At 60.6% G+C, this 17,502-nt stretch carries 14 protein-coding genes; 10 read left to right on the top strand and 4 right to left on the bottom strand.

Features of this window, described 5'->3' with window-relative positions:
• Positions 1-73: 73 nt before the first annotated feature.
• From J2Y86_RS15420 to J2Y86_RS15410, 3 genes are all read right to left on the bottom strand, one after another.
• Positions 74-1,975 carry a PhoX family protein gene (locus tag J2Y86_RS15420; protein ID WP_253432933.1) on the bottom strand — a complete coding sequence of 634 codons (1,902 nt, stop codon included), beginning with the start codon at positions 1,973-1,975 and terminating at the stop codon, positions 74-76.
• 58 nt (positions 1,976-2,033) lie between these two features.
• A complete protein-coding gene (locus J2Y86_RS15415; protein ID WP_253432931.1) occupies positions 2,034-2,798 on the bottom strand; it encodes a TOBE domain-containing protein in 765 nt (254 codons plus the stop codon).
• A 186-nt stretch (positions 2,799-2,984) separates the two neighbouring features.
• Positions 2,985-3,725, bottom strand: coding sequence for a ComF family protein (locus J2Y86_RS15410; protein ID WP_253432928.1), 741 nt, complete (start codon positions 3,723-3,725; stop codon positions 2,985-2,987).
• 90 nt (positions 3,726-3,815) lie between these two features.
• On the opposite strand from J2Y86_RS15410, the gene bioB reads away from it, so the two are divergent.
• The 10 genes from bioB to J2Y86_RS15360 all read left to right on the top strand — a co-directional run bounded on the left by bioB (position 3,816) and on the right by J2Y86_RS15360 (position 16,308).
• Positions 3,816-4,871: a biotin synthase BioB gene (bioB, locus tag J2Y86_RS15405; RefSeq protein WP_253432924.1), complete on the top strand. Its 1,056-nt coding sequence runs from the start codon at positions 3,816-3,818 to the stop codon at positions 4,869-4,871.
• A gap of 137 nt (positions 4,872-5,008) precedes the next feature.
• The gene (gene bioF, locus J2Y86_RS15400; protein ID WP_253432921.1) at positions 5,009-6,187 is read left to right on the top strand and encodes an 8-amino-7-oxononanoate synthase; all 1,179 of its coding nucleotides are present in this window, start codon (positions 5,009-5,011) and stop codon (positions 6,185-6,187) included.
• On the top strand, positions 6,180-6,911 hold the full coding sequence (locus J2Y86_RS15395; protein WP_253432917.1) for an alpha/beta fold hydrolase: 732 nt from the start codon (positions 6,180-6,182) through the stop codon (positions 6,909-6,911). The genes bioF and J2Y86_RS15395 overlap by 8 nt, the downstream gene beginning before the upstream one ends.
• Positions 6,904-7,728, top strand: a complete 825-nt coding sequence (gene bioC / locus J2Y86_RS15390; RefSeq protein WP_253432913.1) for a malonyl-ACP O-methyltransferase BioC — start codon at positions 6,904-6,906, stop codon at positions 7,726-7,728. Before J2Y86_RS15395 ends, bioC begins: the two co-directional genes overlap by 8 nt.
• A complete protein-coding gene (gene bioD, locus J2Y86_RS15385; protein WP_253432910.1) occupies positions 7,725-8,405 on the top strand; it encodes a dethiobiotin synthase in 681 nt (226 codons plus the stop codon). Before bioC ends, bioD begins: the two co-directional genes overlap by 4 nt.
• Before the next feature lie 120 nt (positions 8,406-8,525).
• On the top strand, positions 8,526-8,822 hold the full coding sequence (locus J2Y86_RS15380) for a pyrroloquinoline quinone biosynthesis protein PqqE (protein ID WP_253432907.1): 297 nt from the start codon (positions 8,526-8,528) through the stop codon (positions 8,820-8,822).
• A 277-nt stretch (positions 8,823-9,099) separates the two neighbouring features.
• Positions 9,100-10,905, top strand: a complete 1,806-nt coding sequence (locus tag J2Y86_RS15375; RefSeq protein WP_253432904.1) for a phenylacyl-CoA dehydrogenase — start codon at positions 9,100-9,102, stop codon at positions 10,903-10,905.
• A 199-nt stretch (positions 10,906-11,104) separates the two neighbouring features.
• Positions 11,105-12,391: a GGDEF domain-containing protein gene (locus J2Y86_RS15370; RefSeq protein ID WP_253432901.1), complete on the top strand. Its 1,287-nt coding sequence runs from the start codon at positions 11,105-11,107 to the stop codon at positions 12,389-12,391.
• A 90-nt stretch (positions 12,392-12,481) separates the two neighbouring features.
• On the top strand, positions 12,482-14,278 hold the full coding sequence (locus tag J2Y86_RS15365) for an acyl-CoA dehydrogenase C-terminal domain-containing protein (protein ID WP_253432898.1): 1,797 nt from the start codon (positions 12,482-12,484) through the stop codon (positions 14,276-14,278).
• A 251-nt stretch (positions 14,279-14,529) separates the two neighbouring features.
• Positions 14,530-16,308, top strand: a complete 1,779-nt coding sequence (locus tag J2Y86_RS15360; RefSeq protein ID WP_253432894.1) for an acyl-CoA dehydrogenase C-terminal domain-containing protein — start codon at positions 14,530-14,532, stop codon at positions 16,306-16,308.
• Between the two features lie 227 nt (positions 16,309-16,535).
• Here the strand turns inward: J2Y86_RS15360 and J2Y86_RS15355 are convergent, their stop codons facing one another.
• Positions 16,536-17,456 (bottom strand): LysR family transcriptional regulator, encoded by a 921-nt coding sequence (locus J2Y86_RS15355; protein ID WP_253432889.1) that lies wholly within the window; start codon positions 17,454-17,456, stop codon positions 16,536-16,538.
• Between the last annotated feature and the right edge of the window lie 46 nt (positions 17,457-17,502).

Raw genomic sequence — 17,502 nt, 5'->3', positions numbered from 1 at the left:
CGGGCAAGCCTCGCTCCTACAGGATGTATGCAGATTCCTTGTAGGAGCGAGGCTTGCCCGCGAAGAGGCCCTATCAGGCGCCGACGATCCCGCCATCCTCACGGGAAATCGTCATCACCGAAGACCGCGGCTTGCCATTCGGCAAATGCTCTGGGAACGTCGACCCACCGTTTTCCCCCGGATGCTGAATCCCGACAAACAGCGTCTTCTGATCCGGCGAGAAGCTGATTCCCGTCACCTCGCAACCAATCGGCCCGACCATGAAGCGGCGGATCTCTCCGGTCACCGGGTCGGCGCAGAGCATCTGGTTATTGCCCATGCCGGCAAAATCACCGGCGTTGCTCGAGTCGCCATCGGTCAGAATCCACAACCGTCCGGCCTTGTCGAAACCCAGGCCGTCCGGGCTGTTGAACATGTTCTGTGGCGTGATGTTCGACGAGCCACCTTTTGGCGTGCCCGCGTGGACGCCCGGGTTGCCGGCGACCACAAACAAATCCCAGGCAAAGCTTTTCGAACCGTGATCATCACGGTCGGTGCGCCAACGCAGAATCTGCCCGTACACGTTCTTCTCGCGAGGGTTGGGCCCGCCCACCGGTTGACCGTCTTCACCGCGCTTGGCGTTGTTGGTCAGCGTGCAATAGACCTGGCCATCCTTGGGGCTGACGACGATCCATTCCGGACGGTCCATGCGCGTGGCTTTCACCACCGTGGCCGCGAGGCGCGCGTGAATCAGCACTTCAGCCTGACTGGCAAAACCGCTGCTGGCGTCGATGCCGTTTTTACCGTGGGTCAGTTCGATCCACTCGCCCTGGCCTTTCGGGTGATCGCCGTTGCCGTCGCCCGCGTCAAAACGCGCCACGTACAAGGTGCCGTGGTCCAGCAGGTCGCGATTGGCTTTCGGGTTTTTGTGGTTGATCTTGTCGCGGCTGACGAATTTGTAGATGAATTCACCGCGCTCATCGTCGCCCATGTACACCACGGCGTGGCCGTCGTGGGTCTCGGCCAGGGCCGCGTTTTCATGTTTGAAACGGCCTAGCGCGGTGCGCTTGACCGGGGTCGACTGCGGATCGAACGGGTCGATTTCCACCACCCAGCCGTGACGGTTGAGTTCGTTGGGGTTTTTCGCCAGGTCGAAACGCTCGTCGTGCGGGTGCCAGTTGATCTCTTTGCTGGCCGCGACCACACCGTAGCGCTTCTGCGCGGCGTCAAACTTCTGTTCGGCATTGCTGCTGCCGAAGCAGTCGGTGAAGTTCTCTTCGCAGGTCAGGTAGGTGCCCCACGGCGTCTTGCCGTTGGCGCAGTTCTGGAAGGTGCCGAGCACGTTCTTGCCGTGTGGGTCGGCGCTGGTTTTCAACAGGTCATGGCCGGCCGCGGGACCGCTGAGGCTGATCGGCGCGTTACCGTGAATGCGGCGGTTGTAGCGCGAACCCTGGACGAACTGCCAATGGCCGTTCTTGCGCTGCACTTCGATCACCGACACGCCTTCGCAGGCCAATGCCTTGCGCACTTCTTCCTTCGATTGCGGCATGCCGCCGTGCGGGTAGAGGTAGCGGTAGTTGGTGTATTCGTTGTTGATCGCCATCAGCGCGCGATCTTTTTCACCCGGAAACTCGAACAGGCTCATGCCGTCGTTGTTGTCGCCGAATTGCACTTCCTGCTGCTCGGCACTGCCATTACCGCTCGGGTCGAACGCCGGACCGTTCTTTTGCAACGGCTGGCCCCAGCTGATCAGCACCGAAGACTTGTAGCCCGGCGGCAGGGTAATGGCGTCGCTGGTGGCGGCGGGGATGCTGTCAAAACCCAACAGTTTGCTGTTGCCAGCGCTGACGCTGGCCGCGAGCACGCTGCGGCTCAACAGGTTACCGCCGAGGAACATCGCTGCACCGCACAGGGCGCCCGCGCTGATGAAGCCACGACGGCTGAGGCCGACCATGTTCTCGAGGTCGGTGTTTTGGTTGTCTTCTAATAGGCTCACATCAGGCTCCCTGCGGGTTTTTGCAGTCACCTTAATGCGCGTTAATGACGCTTGTGTTTCAGAGCGGTGTACCGAGCAACACGTTGGAGGGCGCAAATTGCACCCGCACCGGTTTATCGGTAGCGAGGCCGAGCGTTTTCAGGTGCAGCGGCTCGGCCAGCGCGCACAGCGTCTGGCCATTGGGCAGGCCGATGCGCACTTCACTGGGACCGTCTTCGGCGTCGAGGACTTCTTCGATGATCCCGGTCAGGTCATTGTGTCCGGGCGTTGCAGTGTCTTCGATGGCCAGCAGGTCGAGCCAGCCAGCCTTGATCAGGGCGACGACTTCGGTGCCGGGCTCCAGCTCCAGGCGCACGGTGCTGTCGTGGGTGATCTGCACATCGAGGGTCAGGTCTTCGGCCAGTTCAAGACGAATCAGGTCGTTGCGCCCCTGAGCTTCAATCGCCAAGACCTTGCCGTGCAATTGATTGCGCGCACTGGTTCTGAGCATCAGGCGGCCGAGCAGGTCCAGGTCGCTGGCGTCTTCGGCGGCCTCCAGCACCTGAGCCTGCAGCGTTTGCAGCTTTTGATACAGGCGCAACACGCGTTCTCCTTCGCTGGACAGCTTCGCGCCACCACCGCCCTTGCCGCCGACACTGCGCTCCACCAGCGGTTTCTGCGCCAGGTTGTTCAACTCGTCGATGGCGTCCCACGCGGCTTTGTAACTCAGCCCCGCACTTTTCGCGGCGCGGGTGATCGAGCCCTGCTCGGCGATGTGCTGCAGCAACGCGATGCGCTGCGGGCGACGGACGATGTGCTGGGATAACAACGTGGGCAGGGACATGACGGGACGCTTTGGCTGGTGACGATGGTGAGGACGTTGGCGGCTAGGGCGGCGGGAGTCAAGTCATGTGCAATCCCTGTGGGAGCGGGCTTGCTCGCGAAGGCGTCAGCTCAGTCGAGATATTTGTTGAATGCCAGTCCGCATTCGCGAGCAAGCCCGCTCCCACAGGTTTGTGCCTGGCTTAAGTCAAGTGTTGTCACCGGGTTTGGGCGTGCGCGCCAGGCAATAGACATCGACCCGCGAGGCGCCGGCACCCATCAACAGGCGCGCCAGGGCCTGGGCGGTGGCGCCGGTGGTCAGCACGTCGTCGACCAGCGCCAGGTGACGCCCCTTGATCGACGCATCGGGTGTCAGGGCGAAGGCGTCACGCAGGTTCTTTTTACGGGCATCGGCCTTCAGGTCCTGTTGCGCGCTGGTGTCCTGAATTCTCTTGAGCAGGTGTTCGTCGCAGGGAATATCCAGGCTGATGCTCAACCAGCGGGCCAGCATCGCAGCCTGGTTGAAACCCCGTTGACGCAAACGCTTGGTCGCGAGTGGAACCGGGACCAGCGCGTCGGGCCGTTCCAGCGCTTCATCGAAGCGATGTTGCAGGGATTGAGTGAGAAGTTCGGCCAGCAGGCGACCAAACGGCCATTTCGCGCTGTGCTTGAAGCGGGTGATCAGACTGTCGAGCGGAAAACTGTAGGTCCACGGAGCGATCACTTGTTCGAAGGACGGCGGCGCCTTCAAACATTGGCCGCAGGTCATGCCCGCCGTGGGCAAGGGCAGGGCGCAGGTCCGGCATTGATCGCCGAGCCAGGGCAGTTCGGTTTCACACGCCGTGCAGATCGGCGTCGCTTCATCCGCCATCTCGCCGCAGAGCAGACAGGATTGTTTGTTTTTTAACCAGATGTAAACCGGTCCTTTGTATCGTGGTTGACAGCGCATCGCTCTTCCTTAAATATGCCGAACATCCGTGTCGCGTCTGTGGGTATTCCATTCCCCAGCCGCTTGCCAAGCATAATCAAGGAAACGCCCATGAGCGCCAGCACCTCTGCAACCCTGCGTCATGACTGGTCTTTGGCCGAAGTCAAAGCACTCTTCGTTCAGCCATTCAACGACCTGCTGTTCCAGGCGCAGACCGTGCACCGTGCGCATTTCGACGCCAACCGGGTACAAGTTTCGACGCTGCTCTCGATCAAAACCGGCGCCTGCCCGGAAGATTGCAAATATTGTCCGCAGTCCGGTCACTACAACACCGGCCTGGAAAAAGAAAAACTGATGGAAGTGCAGAAGGTCCTCGAAGAGGCCGCTCGCGCCAAGGCCATCGGTTCGACCCGTTTCTGCATGGGCGCGGCGTGGAAACACCCGTCGGCCAAAGACATGCCGTACGTCCTTGAGATGGTCAAGGGCGTGAAAGCCATGGGCCTGGAAACCTGCATGACCCTCGGTCGCCTGGATCAGGACCAGACCGAAGCGCTGGCCAAGGCCGGCCTCGACTACTACAACCACAACCTCGATACGTCGCCCGAGTTCTACGGCAGCATCATCACCACCCGCACCTACGGCGAGCGCCTGCAAACCCTGGCCTACGTGCGTGATTCGGGGATGAAAATCTGCTCCGGCGGCATCCTCGGCATGGGCGAGTCCCTCGATGACCGTGCCAACCTGCTGATCCAGCTGGCCAACCTGCCGGAACACCCGGAATCGGTGCCGATCAACATGCTGGTGAAAGTGGCCGGTACGCCGCTGGAAAACGCCGAAGACATCGACCCGTTCGACTTCATCCGCATGCTCGCCGTCGCGCGCATCCTGATGCCGCAATCCCACGTGCGCCTGTCCGCCGGCCGCGAAGCGATGAACGAGCAGATGCAGGCCCTGGCGTTCTTCGCCGGTGCGAACTCGATTTTCTATGGCGACAAACTGCTGACCACGGCCAACCCGCAGGCTGACAAGGACATGCAACTGTTCGGGCGCCTGGGAATTCTGCCGGAAGCGCGGGAAGAGCATGCGGATGAAGTGCATCAGGCGGCTATCGAGCAGGCGCTGGTGGAGCAGAAGAGCAGCGAGATGTTCTATAACGCGGCTGTTTGATCACCGCTGAACCCTGTAGGAGCGAGGCTTGCCCGCGAAGAAGTCACAGCGGTCGTTCAGTTAGACCGCGGCGCTCCCTTCGCGGGCAAGCCTCGCTCCTACAGGTGGTGCATGTTTTTCCTACTCCCGAGGCCTGCATGTCTTTCGATCTCGCCGCACGCCTGGCTGCCCGTCGTGCTGAAAATCTCTACCGCCAACGCCCATTGCTCCAAAGCCCTCAAGGCCCGGAAGTGGTGGTCGATGGCCAGCCGTTGCTGGCGTTCTGCAACAACGATTACCTGGGCCTGGCCAATCACCCGCAAGTGATCGAAGCCTGGCGCGCCGGGGCGTCCCGTTGGGGTGTCGGCGGCGGCGCTTCGCACTTGGTCATTGGCCACAGCACGCCACATCATGAGCTGGAAGAAGCGTTGGCTGAGCTGACTGGCCGCCCGCGTGCGTTGCTGTTCACCACCGGTTACATGGCCAACCTCGGCGCGGTCACCGCGCTGGTCGGGCAGGGCGATACGGTGATCGAAGACCGCCTCAATCACGCCTCGTTACTCGATGCCGGGCTGTTGTCCGGCGCGCGTTTCAATCGTTATCTGCACAACGATGCGGCGAGTCTGGCCAATCGTCTCGAGAAGGCCACCGGCAATACGCTGGTGGTCACCGACGGCGTGTTCAGCATGGACGGCGACATCGCCGACCTGCCAGCGCTGGCCCGGGAAGCGAAGGCCAAAGGCGCGTGGCTGATGGTCGACGACGCGCACGGTTTTGGCCCGCTGGGCGCCAACGGTGGCGGGATCGTCGAACATTTCGGCCTGAGCCAGGAAGACGTGCCGGTGCTGGTGGGCACCCTCGGCAAGGCGTTCGGTACAGCCGGTGCTTTTGTGGCGGGCAGCGAAGAGTTGATTGAGAGCCTGATCCAGTTTGCCCGCCCCTACATTTACACCACCAGCCAACCGCCGGCGCTGGCCTGTGCAACGCTGAAAAGCCTGGCGCTGCTGCGCAGCGAGCACTGGCGTCGTGAGCATCTGAACATCCTGATTCGTCAGTTCCGACAAGGCGCCGAGCAGATCGGCCTGGAGCTGATGGACAGCTTCACGCCGATCCAGCCGATCATGATCGGTGATGCCGGGCGTGCGGTGCAGCTCTCGCGCATGCTGCGCGAACGCGGATTGATGGTCACCGCGATCCGCCCACCGACCGTGCCTGCCGGCAGCGCCCGACTGCGTGTGACCCTGACCGCTGCGCACAGCGAAGCGCAGGTGCAGCTATTGTTAAATGGACTGGCCGATTGTTTTGCACAACTGGGACCGGAGCCAAGCCATGCGTGATCGTCTGATTCTGCTACCTGGCTGGGGCCTCGGGATATCACCGCTGGAGCCCTTGGCGGCCGCGTTGCAAGGGCTGGACGAGCACCTGCGCGTCGAGATCGAGCCGCTGCCGGAGCTGGAATCCAGCGACCTTGAAGAATGGCTGGATGAACTGGATTCGACGATCCCGCAAGACGCCTGGCTCGGCGGCTGGTCCCTCGGCGGCATGCTCGCTTCCGGGTTGGCGGCCCGGCGCGGCGATCGTTGTTGCGGCTTGCTGACGTTGGCGAGCAACCCTTCGTTTGTCGCCCATGAGCAATGGCCGAGCGCGATGCCCGGCGAGACCTTCGACGCCTTTCTGGCTGGATGCAGCGCCGATCCGCGCATGACGCTGAAGCGCTTTTCGCTGCTCTGCGCCCAAGGCGCCGAAGACCCGCGGGGATTGTCGCGGTTATTACTCGGTGGCGCGCCCCACAGCTCTGCTGCGGTATTGATGAACGGCCTGGAGCTGCTTGCACAACTGGATAACCGTCAGGCGTTGCAAGCGTTCCGCGGCCCGCAATTGCATCTGTTCGCCGGCCTCGACGGGCTGGTGCCTGCCGAAGCGGCGGGTGATTTACTGGCGCTGCTGCCGGACGTCGAAATCGGTCTGATTGAACAGGCCAGCCACGCGTTTCTTCTGGAAGACCCGCACGGTTTGGCGGGGGCGATCCAGGCCTTTTTGCATGAGTCCGGTGATGACTGATTTATCCCTTCCGCTTCCCCCTCCAAAGCAGTCCGGCGGCTTGCCGGACAAGCGCCAGGTGGCGGCGTCCTTTTCCCGCGCAGCGGCCAGCTATGACAGCGTCGCCGAATTGCAGCGTGACGTCGGAAGCCAGTTGTTGAGCTGTTTGCCGGGTGATTTCGTGCCGGGTCGATGGCTCGATCTGGGGTGTGGCACGGGGCATTTCAGTCGTGTGCTGAGTGAGCGTTTTCCTGCCGGTCACGGCGTGGCGCTGGACATCGCCGAAGGCATGCTCAACCACGCGCGTCCGTTGGGTGGGGCCACGCATTTCATCGCCGGCGATGCGGAACGACTGCCATTGCAGGATTCGACCTGTGACCTGATCTTCTCCAGCCTGGCGGTGCAGTGGTGCGCGGATTTCGCTTCGGTGCTCAGTGAAGCCCATCGCGTGCTGAAACCCGGTGGAATGTTCGCATTTGCTAGTCTGTGCGTAGGCACGCTATTTGAGCTGCGAGACAGCTGGCGGCAAGTGGATGGCATGGTGCACGTCAACCGCTTCCGCGAGTTCGGGGTTTATCAACAGCTGTGCGCGGCGAGCGGCTTGAAAGTCGCGAGTCTGCAAACCCGTCCTCACGTGCTGCATTACCCGGATGTGCGCAGCCTCACTCACGAACTCAAGGCGCTGGGTGCGCACAACCTGAATCCCGGGCGGCCTGGCGGTTTGACCGGCAGGGCGCGGATTCTCGGCCTGGTCGAGGCTTACGAACAGTTTCGTCAGGCCGAAGGCCTGCCGGCGACTTATCAAGTGGTGTATGCCGTTATGGAGAAACCCTTATGAGCGCAGCGTATTTCATCACCGGTACTGACACCGATGTCGGCAAGACCACGGTGGCTGCGGGCTTGCTGCATGCTGCGCGGTCGGCGGGCCTGAGTACGGCGGCGGGGAAACCGGTTGCTTCGGGTTGCGACGTGACGCCCAAGGGTTTGCGCAACGCCGATGCGTTGGCGTTGCTGGCGGAATGCTCGATACCGCTGACGTATGCACAGGTCAATCCGGTCGCGTTCGAACCGGCCATCGCTCCACATCTGGCGGCGCGGGAGGCTGGTGTGGCGTTGACGGTGCAATCCTTGCTGGCACCGATGCAGAAGATTCTGGAGATGCAGGCGGATTTCACCCTGATCGAAGGCGCGGGCGGTTGGCGCGTGCCGTTGGCGGATCAGGACAACCTGTCGGACTTGGCCATGGCGCTGGATCTGCCGGTGATTCTGGTGGTCGGCGTGCGGTTGGGCTGCATCAACCATGCGTTGCTGACAGCCGAGGCGATTGCCCAGGACGGTTTGCAACTGGCGGGTTGGGTGGCCAACATCATTGATGCAAAAACGGCGCGTCTTGAAGAAAACCTTGCGACGCTAGCCGAGCGAATCCCCGCGCCGTGTCTGGGGCGAGTGCCGAAACTCAAGCTGGTGACAGCGGAGGCGGTGGCAGAACACCTGCAGCTGGATTTGCTCGACTGAAGGCTCGAGCAATGGTTTTAGCTATGACAAGGCACTGTGCCATTAGTGTTTTTGTCGGGTGTTTTGCGCGGGCGTCTGCTTCAATGGCCGCTGTTGATCCTTTGTAGGACGAGTTCTCCCATGGAAATCTCAGGAAGTACCGCTTTTTATGCCGGTCTGAGCACGATTCAGACAGGGCAGAACCGTGTCGATCAGGCTTCCGGGCAGATCGCCAACACTACAATCGAACGCTCGGTGACCAGTCAGTCTTCCGAGGTTCAGGTCGATCGCCTGCGTTCGGTCGATCGCAGTCAGCAGTCTGACCTCGCCAGCAACATGGTCGAGATGGCGCAGGGCAAGTTTCAGGTCGAGGCGGGCGTGGCAGTCGCCAAGGCTTCCGATGAAATGCTCGGTACGTTGATCGATACCTTCGCCTGATCATCCGCTGAATCAGCACGTCCAACGCCGCGACCTTTCGCGGCGTTTTTGTGTGTAAGTCCTTCTCCCCTAACTAAACTTTTTTATACCGCGTGTTGCCTGGGCAACGGCGCAGGGTTGCCGTGCGTCCGGGATTTGCGCAGAGCGAAGACGAACGGCAAAAGATCGACGCTTGACAAGATTTGGGCGTAAACGTATGTTTCAAACAACTGTTTGACCGTTACAACAAATCACCACGGTCGTTCATTCCCGGTTACATCAGCAGAGGTTTATCGCTATGCCTGACTACAAGGCCCCCTTGCGTGATATTCGCTTCGTTCGTGACGAACTGCTCGGCTACGAAGCGCACTATCAGAGCCTTCCGGCTTGTGCAGACGCAACTCCGGACATGGTTGACGCCATTCTCGAAGAAGGCGCCAAGTTTTGTGAGCAGGTGCTGGCTCCGCTGAACCGCGTGGGTGACACCGAAGGCTGCACCTGGAGCGAGTCCGGCGTTAAAACCCCGACCGGCTTCAAAGAAGCCTACAAGCAATTCGTTGAAGGCGGCTGGCCAAGCCTGGCCCACGACGTAGAGCACGGCGGCCAAGGCCTGCCGGAGTCTCTAGGTCTGGCGGTCAGCGAAATGGTCGGCGAAGCCAACTGGTCGTGGGGCATGTACCCAGGCCTGTCCCATGGCGCGATGAACACCATCTCCGAGCACGGCACGCCTGAGCAGCAAGAGGCTTACCTGACCAAGCTGGTATCCGGCGAGTGGACCGGCACCATGTGCCTGACCGAACCGCACTGCGGCACCGACCTGGGCATGTTGCGCACCAAGGCCGAGCCTCAGGCTGATGGTTCCTACAAAGTCTCCGGCACCAAGATCTTCATCTCGGCCGGCGAACACGACATGGCCGACAACATCGTCCACATCGTTCTGGCCCGCCTGCCGGATGCACCGGCCGGCACCAAAGGCATCTCGCTGTTCATCGTTCCAAAGTTCCTGCCGAACGAAGACGGTACGATCGGTGCGCGTAACGCCGTGTCCTGTGGTTCCCTGGAACACAAGATGGGCATCCACGGTAACGCCACTTGCGTGATGAACTTCGACGCGGCCACCGGTTTCCTGATCGGCCCGGCGAACAAAGGCCTGAACTGCATGTTCACCTTCATGAACACCGCACGCCTGGGCACCGCGCTGCAAGGTCTGGCCCACGCCGAGATCGGCTTCCAGGGCGGCCTGAAATACGCTCGCGATCGCCTGCAAATGCGTTCGCTGACTGGCCCGAAAGCGCCGGAAAAAGCCGCTGACCCGATCATCGTTCACCCTGACGTACGCCGCATGCTGTTGACCATGAAGGCATTCGCCGAAGGCAACCGCGCGATGGTTTACTTCACCGCCAAGCAAGTCGACATCGTCAAGTACGGCGTGGATGAAGAAGAGAAGAAGAAAGCTGACGCGCTGCTCGCGTTCATGACGCCAATCGCTAAGGCCTTCATGACCGAAGTCGGTTTCGAATCCGCCAACCACGGCGTGCAAATCTACGGCGGCCACGGCTTCATCGCCGAGTGGGGCATGGAGCAGAACGTTCGCGACAGCCGCATTTCGATGCTGTACGAAGGCACCACCGGCATTCAGGCACTCGACCTGCTGGGCCGTAAAGTGCTGATGACTCAAGGCGAGGCCCTGAAAGGCTTCACCAAGATCGTCCACAAGTTCTGCCAGACCAACGAAGGCAACGAAGCGGTTCAAGAGTTCGTCACACCGCTGGCTGCACTGAACAAGGAATGGGGCGAGCTGACCATGAAGGTCGGTATGGCCGCCATGAAAGATCGCGAAGAAGTCGGCGCGGCGTCCGTGGACTACCTGATGTACTCCGGTTACGCCTGCCTGGCCTACTTCTGGGCTGACATGGCGCGTCTGGCTGCTGAAAAACTGGCATCCGGCACCACCGAAACAGCGTTCTACACCGCCAAGCTGCAGACCGCGCGCTTCTACTTCCAGCGCATTCTGCCGCGTACCCGCACTCACGTCGCAACCATGCTGTCGGGCGCCAACAACCTGATGGACATGAAAGAAGAAGACTTCGCACTGGGCTACTAAGTCCCGGGCTGTCGCTTCACGAAGCCGCTGTTCCCCTCAGGAACAGCGGCTTTTTTATGCGCGATTTCCACGCATAAATATTCCTGACTAAAACGCTAAGAAGAACGACGTTGCTGCCGTTAAAGAGGATGGCGATGTGACATGTCGCTCAGTGAGCGGGCACAATGCCATCTCAGTTTGCCGGGTCGGAGCTTTACCCTTGCCGCGTTCTTCCGTTGTACGTTTCAGTCATTTCCTACCGTCACTTCTGCTGTTGATTGCGGGGCTGGCGGCTGCCTACGTCAAGGATCTGAACGTCTTCTTCACGTCGCTGTTCAACGTGTTGCCGACCCTCGTTTTGTTGCTCGGCGGCGCTTACTGCGCGGTTTACCGACGTCAGCGCGAGCTGTTTCTGATGGTCACGGTGTACATCGCCTACTACCTGCTCGACACGCAGACCGACTACTACCGCGACAACGGCAAGGTGCGCGAAGACGCCGCTGTGGTTTTCCACCTGTGTTGCTTGCTGCTTCCGCTGCTGTTTGGAGTGTTCGCCGCGTGGCAGGAGCGCACCCATCTGTTCCAGGACATGGTCGCGCGTTTTGCGGTGTTGCTGGCGGTTGGCAGTGTGGCGTTGGGGCTGGAGCAAAGTTACCCACAGGCACTGCTGATGTGGCTGTCGGAAATCCGCTGGCCCGCCTTGCATGGCGCGTGGATGAGCCTGATCCAGTTGTCCTATCCGGTGTTCATCGCTTCGTTCCTGCTGCTGAGCTGGCAATACTGGCGTAACCCGAGACCGTTGCACGCCGCACAACTGGTGGGTTTGCTCGGGTTGTTCTGGGCATTGCCCAAGACTTTCATCCTGCCGTTCACCCTCAACATCATGTGCAGCCAGGTGATGTTGATGATTGCCGCAGCGGTCGCCCATGAAGCCTATCAAATGGCCTTTCGTGACGAGCTGACCGGTCTGCCGGGGCGCCGCGCCTTGAACGAGCGCATGCAGCGTCTGGGGCGCAATTACGTATTGGCGATGAGCGACGTCGACCACTTCAAGAAATTCAACGACACCCACGGCCACGATGTCGGCGATCAGGTGCTGCGCCTGGTGGCCAGCAAGCTGTCGAAAATCGGCGGTGGCGGTAGGGCTTATCGCTATGGCGGTGAGGAATTTGCACTGGTGTTTGCAGGCAAGACGCTCGAGGAGTGTATGCCGCACCTGGAAGTCATCCGCGAATCCATTGCGACCTACAACATTCAACTGCGTAACCAGGACAATCGTCCTCAGGATGATCAACAAGGTCGTCAGCGTCGTTCCGGATCAGGGGCTTCGAGTGTGTCGGTTACCGTCAGCATCGGCGTCGCCGAACGTGTGGAGCAACGCAACCCGGAAAAAGTGCTCAAGTCCGCAGACGAGGCGCTCTACGCCGCCAAAGGTGCCGGGCGAAACTGCGTGGTGGCTTACGGTCAGAACCGTCGTGGTGCGGTGCGCGAGGCGGCTGCGGGTTGAGTGATGATGGCGCATTCAGCGTCTGGACTGTGATTGTGAGGCGGGGTCGGCGGCAGTACGTTTAAGGCATCTGCTGCCGGAGAAATGACCATGCCCGAGTACAAAGCTCCCCTGCGCGACATGCGCTTTCTGATCGACCACGTCTTCGATTTTCACAGCAACTACGCGGCGCTGGGTGCTACCGACGCCAGCCCGGACATGGTCAATGCGATCCTCGAAGAAGGTGCGAAATTCTGCGAGAACGTGCTCGCGCCACTCAATCGCAGCGGCGACGAAGAAGGCTGCCATTTCGACAACGGCGTGGTGACTACGCCTACAGGCTTCAAACAAGCCTTCGCACAATACGTTGAAGGCGGCTGGCATGGTCTGGCGGCTGATCCCGCTTACGGCGGCCAGGGCTTGCCGAGTTCTCTGGGTCTGGTCATCAGCGAGATGGTTGCGTCCAGCAACACGTCCTGGGGCATGTACCCCGGTCTGACCCACGGTGCGATGTCGGCCATTCACGCCCACGGCACCGACGAACAGAAAAACACCTACCTGAGCAAACTCACCGCTGGTCAGTGGACCGGCACCATGTGCCTGACCGAGTCCCATTGCGGCACCGACCTGGGCATCATCAAGACCCGCGCCGTGCCTGCGGCAGACGGCAGTTACGCGATCTCCGGCAGCAAGATCTTCATCTCCGCCGGCGAGCACGACATGAGCGACAACATCATTCACCTGGTGTTGGCGAAATTGCCTGATGCGCCAGCAGGAACCAAGGGCATTTCGTTGTTCATCGTTCCCAAATTCCTACCCAATGCAGAAGGCGAAGCGGGTGAGCGCAACGGCGTTACCTGCGGCTCGATCGAGCACAAGATGGGGATCAAGGCGTCGGCCACCTGCGTGCTGAACTTCGACGAGGCCAGGGGCTTCCTGATCGGAGAGCCGAACAAGGGCCTGAACTGCATGTTCACCATGATGAACCATGCGCGCCTCGGCACCGGGATGCAGGGTTTGTGTCTGGGGGAAGCGAGCTTCCAGGGGGCGATCAAGTACGCCAACGACCGTCTGCAGATGCGCTCGCTGACCGGCCCGAAAGCGCCGGAAAAAGTCGCCGACCCGATCATCGTTCACCCTGATGTGCGTCGGATGTTGCTGACCATGAAAGCCTTCAACGAAGGCAATCGCGCGCTGACGTACTTCACCGCGCAATTGCTGGACGTTGCGCACCTGAGCCCGGATGAAACCACACGACAGGACGCCGAAGACCTGTTGGCCTTCCTGACCCCGATCTGCAAAGCCTTCATGACCGACACCGGGCTGGAAGTGACGAACCTCGGCATGCAAGTGTTTGGTGGCCACGGGTTCATTCGTGAGTGGGGCATGGAGCAACTGGTTCGCGATTGCCGGATCGCACCGATCTACGAAGGCACCAACGGCATTCAGGCGCTGGATCTGCTGGGGCGCAAAGTGCTCGGCAGCCAGGGCAAACTGCTGCGTGGCTTTACCAAAATCGTTCACACGTTTTGCGCGGCGAACGCCGGGCATCCGCAACTCGCCAGTTATGTGGCGCAACTCAATGGGTTGAATCAGCAGTGGGGCGAGTTGACCACCCAGGTTGGCATGGCCGCGATGAAAAATCCTGACGAAGTGGGCGCCGCGTCAGTGGATTACCTGATGTACAGCGGTTACATCATCCTTGGCTATTTGTGGTTGCGCATGGCGCTGGTGGCCCAGTCACAGCTGGATGCGGGCAGCGGCGACGGCGATTACTGCCGGGCCAAACTGGCGACCAGCGAGTTTTACTTCAAACGCTTGCTGCCGCGCACCGCCGCTCATCGCTCGGCCATCGAAGCGGGCAGCGATTGCCTGATGAACCTGCCGGCGGAGTTGTTTGCGCTGTAACGGTTACGTTTGAAAAGCTTCGCGGGCAAGCCTCGCTCCTACTGGATTTACGCCATTTCAAATTCGGCGCATGACCTGTAGGAGCGAGGCTTGCCCGCGAACGCGTTTTCGCAGGCATAAAATTCAATGACTAAAAATTACAAAAGGGTCACTAGCTGACCCTATGTGTCGCAAAAGTTGTTGGGTTACACTCGGACCCAACGAAAACTATCTTCCTACGAATCACCTGTAAAGTTCCTGCGAGGTTTGCCATGGCTGACTACAAAGCGCCCCTGCGCGATATGCGCTTCGTCCTCAATGAAGTATTCGAGGTCGCCAAACTCTGGGCCGAGTTGCCTGCGCTGGCCGAGACCGTCGATGCGGAAACCGTTGAAGCCATTCTTGAAGAGGCCGGCAAGGTCACCAGCAAAAGCATCGCGCCCCTGAGCCGTGCGGCTGACGAAGAAGGTTGCCATTGGGCGGACGGTGCTGTCACCACGCCGGCAGGTTTCACACAGTCTTATCAGACTTATGCCGAAGGCGGTTGGGTTGGCGTCGGTGGCGATCCGGCCTACGGCGGCATGGGCATGCCCAAGGCGGTGTCGGCCCAGGTCGAAGAAATGGTCAACTCCGCGAGCCTGTCGTTCGGTCTGTACCCGATGCTGACCGCCGGCGCCTGTCTGTCGATCAACGCCCACGCCAGCGAAGAACTGAAAGCCGCGTACCTGCCGAACATGTACGCCGGTGTCTGGGCCGGTTCGATGTGCCTGACCGAGCCGCACGCCGGCACAGACCTGGGGATCATCCGCACCAAGGCCGAACCTCAGGCCGACGGTTCCTACAAAGTCAGCGGCACCAAGATTTTCATCACCGGCGGCGAACACGACCTGACCGAAAACATCATCCACCTGGTGCTGGCGAAACTGCCGGATGCGCCAGCGGGGCCGAAAGGCATTTCGCTGTTCCTGGTGCCGAAGTTCATGGTCAATGCCGATGGCAGCCTGGGTGCGCGCAACCCGGCGACCTGCGGTTCGATCGAACACAAGATGGGCATTCAGGCGTCCGCGACCTGCGTGATGAACTTTGACGAAGCCGTGGGTTATCTGGTCGGCGAGCCGAACAAAGGCCTGGCGGCGATGTTCACGATGATGAACTACGAACGTCTGGGCGTCGGTATCCAGGGCCTGGCGTCGGGCGAACGCTCTTACCAGAACGCCATCGAATACGCCCGCGACCGTCTGCAAAGCCGTTCACCGACGGGCGCGCAGAACAAGGACAAAGTGGCTGACCCGATCATCGTCCACCCGGACGTGCGTCGCATGCTGCTGACCATGAAAGCCTCGAACGAAGGCGGCCGTGCGTTCTCGACCTACGTGGCCATGCAACTGGACACCGCCAAGTTCAGCGAAGACCCGACCACCCGCAAACGCGCGGAAGACCTGGTGGCGCTGCTGACTCCGGTGGCCAAGGCGTTCCTGACGGACCTCGGTCTGGAAACCACCATTCACGGTCAGCAGGTGTTCGGCGGCCACGGTTACATTCGTGAATGGGGCCAGGAGCAACTGGTACGCGACGTGCGCATCACCCAGATTTACGAAGGCACCAACGGCATTCAGGCGCTGGACCTGGTAGGACGCAAAATCGTTGGCAGCGGCGGGGCGTTCTACAACCTGTTCGCCGACGAAATTCGTCACTTCACCGCCACGGCCAGCGCTGATCTGGCCGAGTTCACCAAGCCGTTGAACGATGCCGTGACCACCCTCGACGAATTGACCGCGTGGTTGCTGGACCGGGCAAAAAACAACCCGAACGAGATCGGTGCGGCCTCGGTCGAGTACTTGCAAACCTTCGGTTACGTGGCCTACGCCTACATGTGGGCACTGATGGCCAAGGCGGCCTTGGGCAAAGAAGCGCAGGACGATTTCTACGCGAGCAAACTGGGTACGGCGCGGTTCTATTTCGCCCGCCTGCTGCCGCGTATTCACTCGTTGAGCGCGTCGGTGAAGGCCGGTAGCGAGTCGCTGTTCCTGCTGGATGCAGCGCAGTTTTGACAATGCAACGTCATGTAAGCATTCGCTTACATGACGTGCTGCTTTTCTCCCATAGATGCAGATTGGATCCACAGCTAATCTACTTCTCATGGACGTCGCGCAGGAAGCGCAAAGCAACAACACGGACACGTAGGATTCTGCCAGGACGGCGGAGTGAAATGGATGTCAGGGAAACAGTCTGCAAAGCCCCGCTTCGGCGGGGTTTTCTTTTGTCCGCAGAAAAGTGGTCAGCTCAGCCCAGCCAGGGTTGCCGAGCGCTCATCCGGTGTGTTCATCACTTCCTCCAGCAAGGTTCGCAACAAGGCCAGCGAGGCTTGCTGCCGCTGGACATCCCGACACACCAACCCGACTTTCAGCGGCACCCGCGGTTCGGTCAGTGGTTTCCAGAGCAGTTCACGGTTGCCGAGTGCTTTCTGCGAGCGGCCCGGAAGCACGGTCACCAGCCGGGTGTGCGGCAGACTGTCGAGAATCCCCGCCATATTGTTCAGTTCCGCCTGCACCTGCGGGCGTCGGCCCAGATTGGCCAGTTGCGTCTGCCAGATCTGCCGTACCTGAAACTCTTCGCCCAGCAGCAACATCGGCAACTCCGCGGCCTGGCTCATGGAGACTTTCTTGAATTCGCGCAGCGGGTGATCCGCCGGGATGACGAGCGTCAGTTCATCTTCGTACAGCATCACGCCGTGCAGCCCCGGCTGTCGGGGCGGCAGGTAACTGATGCCGATGTCCAGAGCGCCATTGAGCAGCCGCCGCTCGATCTCCAATCCGGTCAGTTCATAGATCTGCACCACCAGGTGCGGCTGAGCCTTTCGCACGCGTTCGAGCATTTGCGGCACGAGACTGGTGTGGACGGTTTGCAACACACCAATGGCCAGCGTGCGCAGCGCTTGCCCCTTGAAGTTGCCCAGCGCTTCACGTGCCCGTTGCAAACCATCCAGCAAGGGCAGGGCATGGTTGTACAACGTGTGAGCGGCCAGGGTAGGCAGCAGGCGTTTACTGCTGCGTTCGAACAGACTGACATCAAGGTTTTGTTCGAGGTGGCGGATCTGTTGGGACAGTGCTGGCTGAGAAATCGACAGCCGCTCGGCGGCCCGGCCGACATGGCCCTCCTCGTACACCGCGACGAAATAACGCAGTTGTTTGAAATCCATAAGATTTACTTATCGAAAATGCTGAAAAATCGAAATGGCTCGAGGC

The sequence above is a fragment of the Pseudomonas migulae genome (assembly GCF_024169315.1).
GTDB classification, from domain to species: Bacteria; Pseudomonadota; Gammaproteobacteria; order Pseudomonadales; family Pseudomonadaceae; genus Aquipseudomonas; species Aquipseudomonas migulae_B.
The sequence above is the reverse complement of the archived record's forward strand: the minus strand, read 5'-3'. Positions and strand labels throughout refer to the sequence as shown.

Coding starts and splice junctions, on each gene's coding strand:
- J2Y86_RS15415 (WP_253432931.1), bottom strand. CDS start 2,798: ATGTCCCTGCCCACGTTGTTATCCCAGCACATCGTCCGTCGCCCGCAG.
- J2Y86_RS15410 (WP_253432928.1), bottom strand. CDS start 3,725: ATGCGCTGTCAACCACGATACAAAGGACCGGTTTACATCTGGTTAAAA.
- bioB (WP_253432924.1), top strand. CDS start 3,816: ATGAGCGCCAGCACCTCTGCAACCCTGCGTCATGACTGGTCTTTGGCC.
- bioF (WP_253432921.1), top strand. CDS start 5,009: ATGTCTTTCGATCTCGCCGCACGCCTGGCTGCCCGTCGTGCTGAAAAT.
- J2Y86_RS15395 (WP_253432917.1), top strand. CDS start 6,180: ATGCGTGATCGTCTGATTCTGCTACCTGGCTGGGGCCTCGGGATATCA.
- bioC (WP_253432913.1), top strand. CDS start 6,904: ATGACTGATTTATCCCTTCCGCTTCCCCCTCCAAAGCAGTCCGGCGGC.
- bioD (WP_253432910.1), top strand. CDS start 7,725: ATGAGCGCAGCGTATTTCATCACCGGTACTGACACCGATGTCGGCAAG.
- J2Y86_RS15380 (WP_253432907.1), top strand. CDS start 8,526: ATGGAAATCTCAGGAAGTACCGCTTTTTATGCCGGTCTGAGCACGATT.
- J2Y86_RS15375 (WP_253432904.1), top strand. CDS start 9,100: ATGCCTGACTACAAGGCCCCCTTGCGTGATATTCGCTTCGTTCGTGAC.
- J2Y86_RS15365 (WP_253432898.1), top strand. CDS start 12,482: ATGCCCGAGTACAAAGCTCCCCTGCGCGACATGCGCTTTCTGATCGAC.
- J2Y86_RS15360 (WP_253432894.1), top strand. CDS start 14,530: ATGGCTGACTACAAAGCGCCCCTGCGCGATATGCGCTTCGTCCTCAAT.
- J2Y86_RS15355 (WP_253432889.1), bottom strand. CDS start 17,456: ATGGATTTCAAACAACTGCGTTATTTCGTCGCGGTGTACGAGGAGGGC.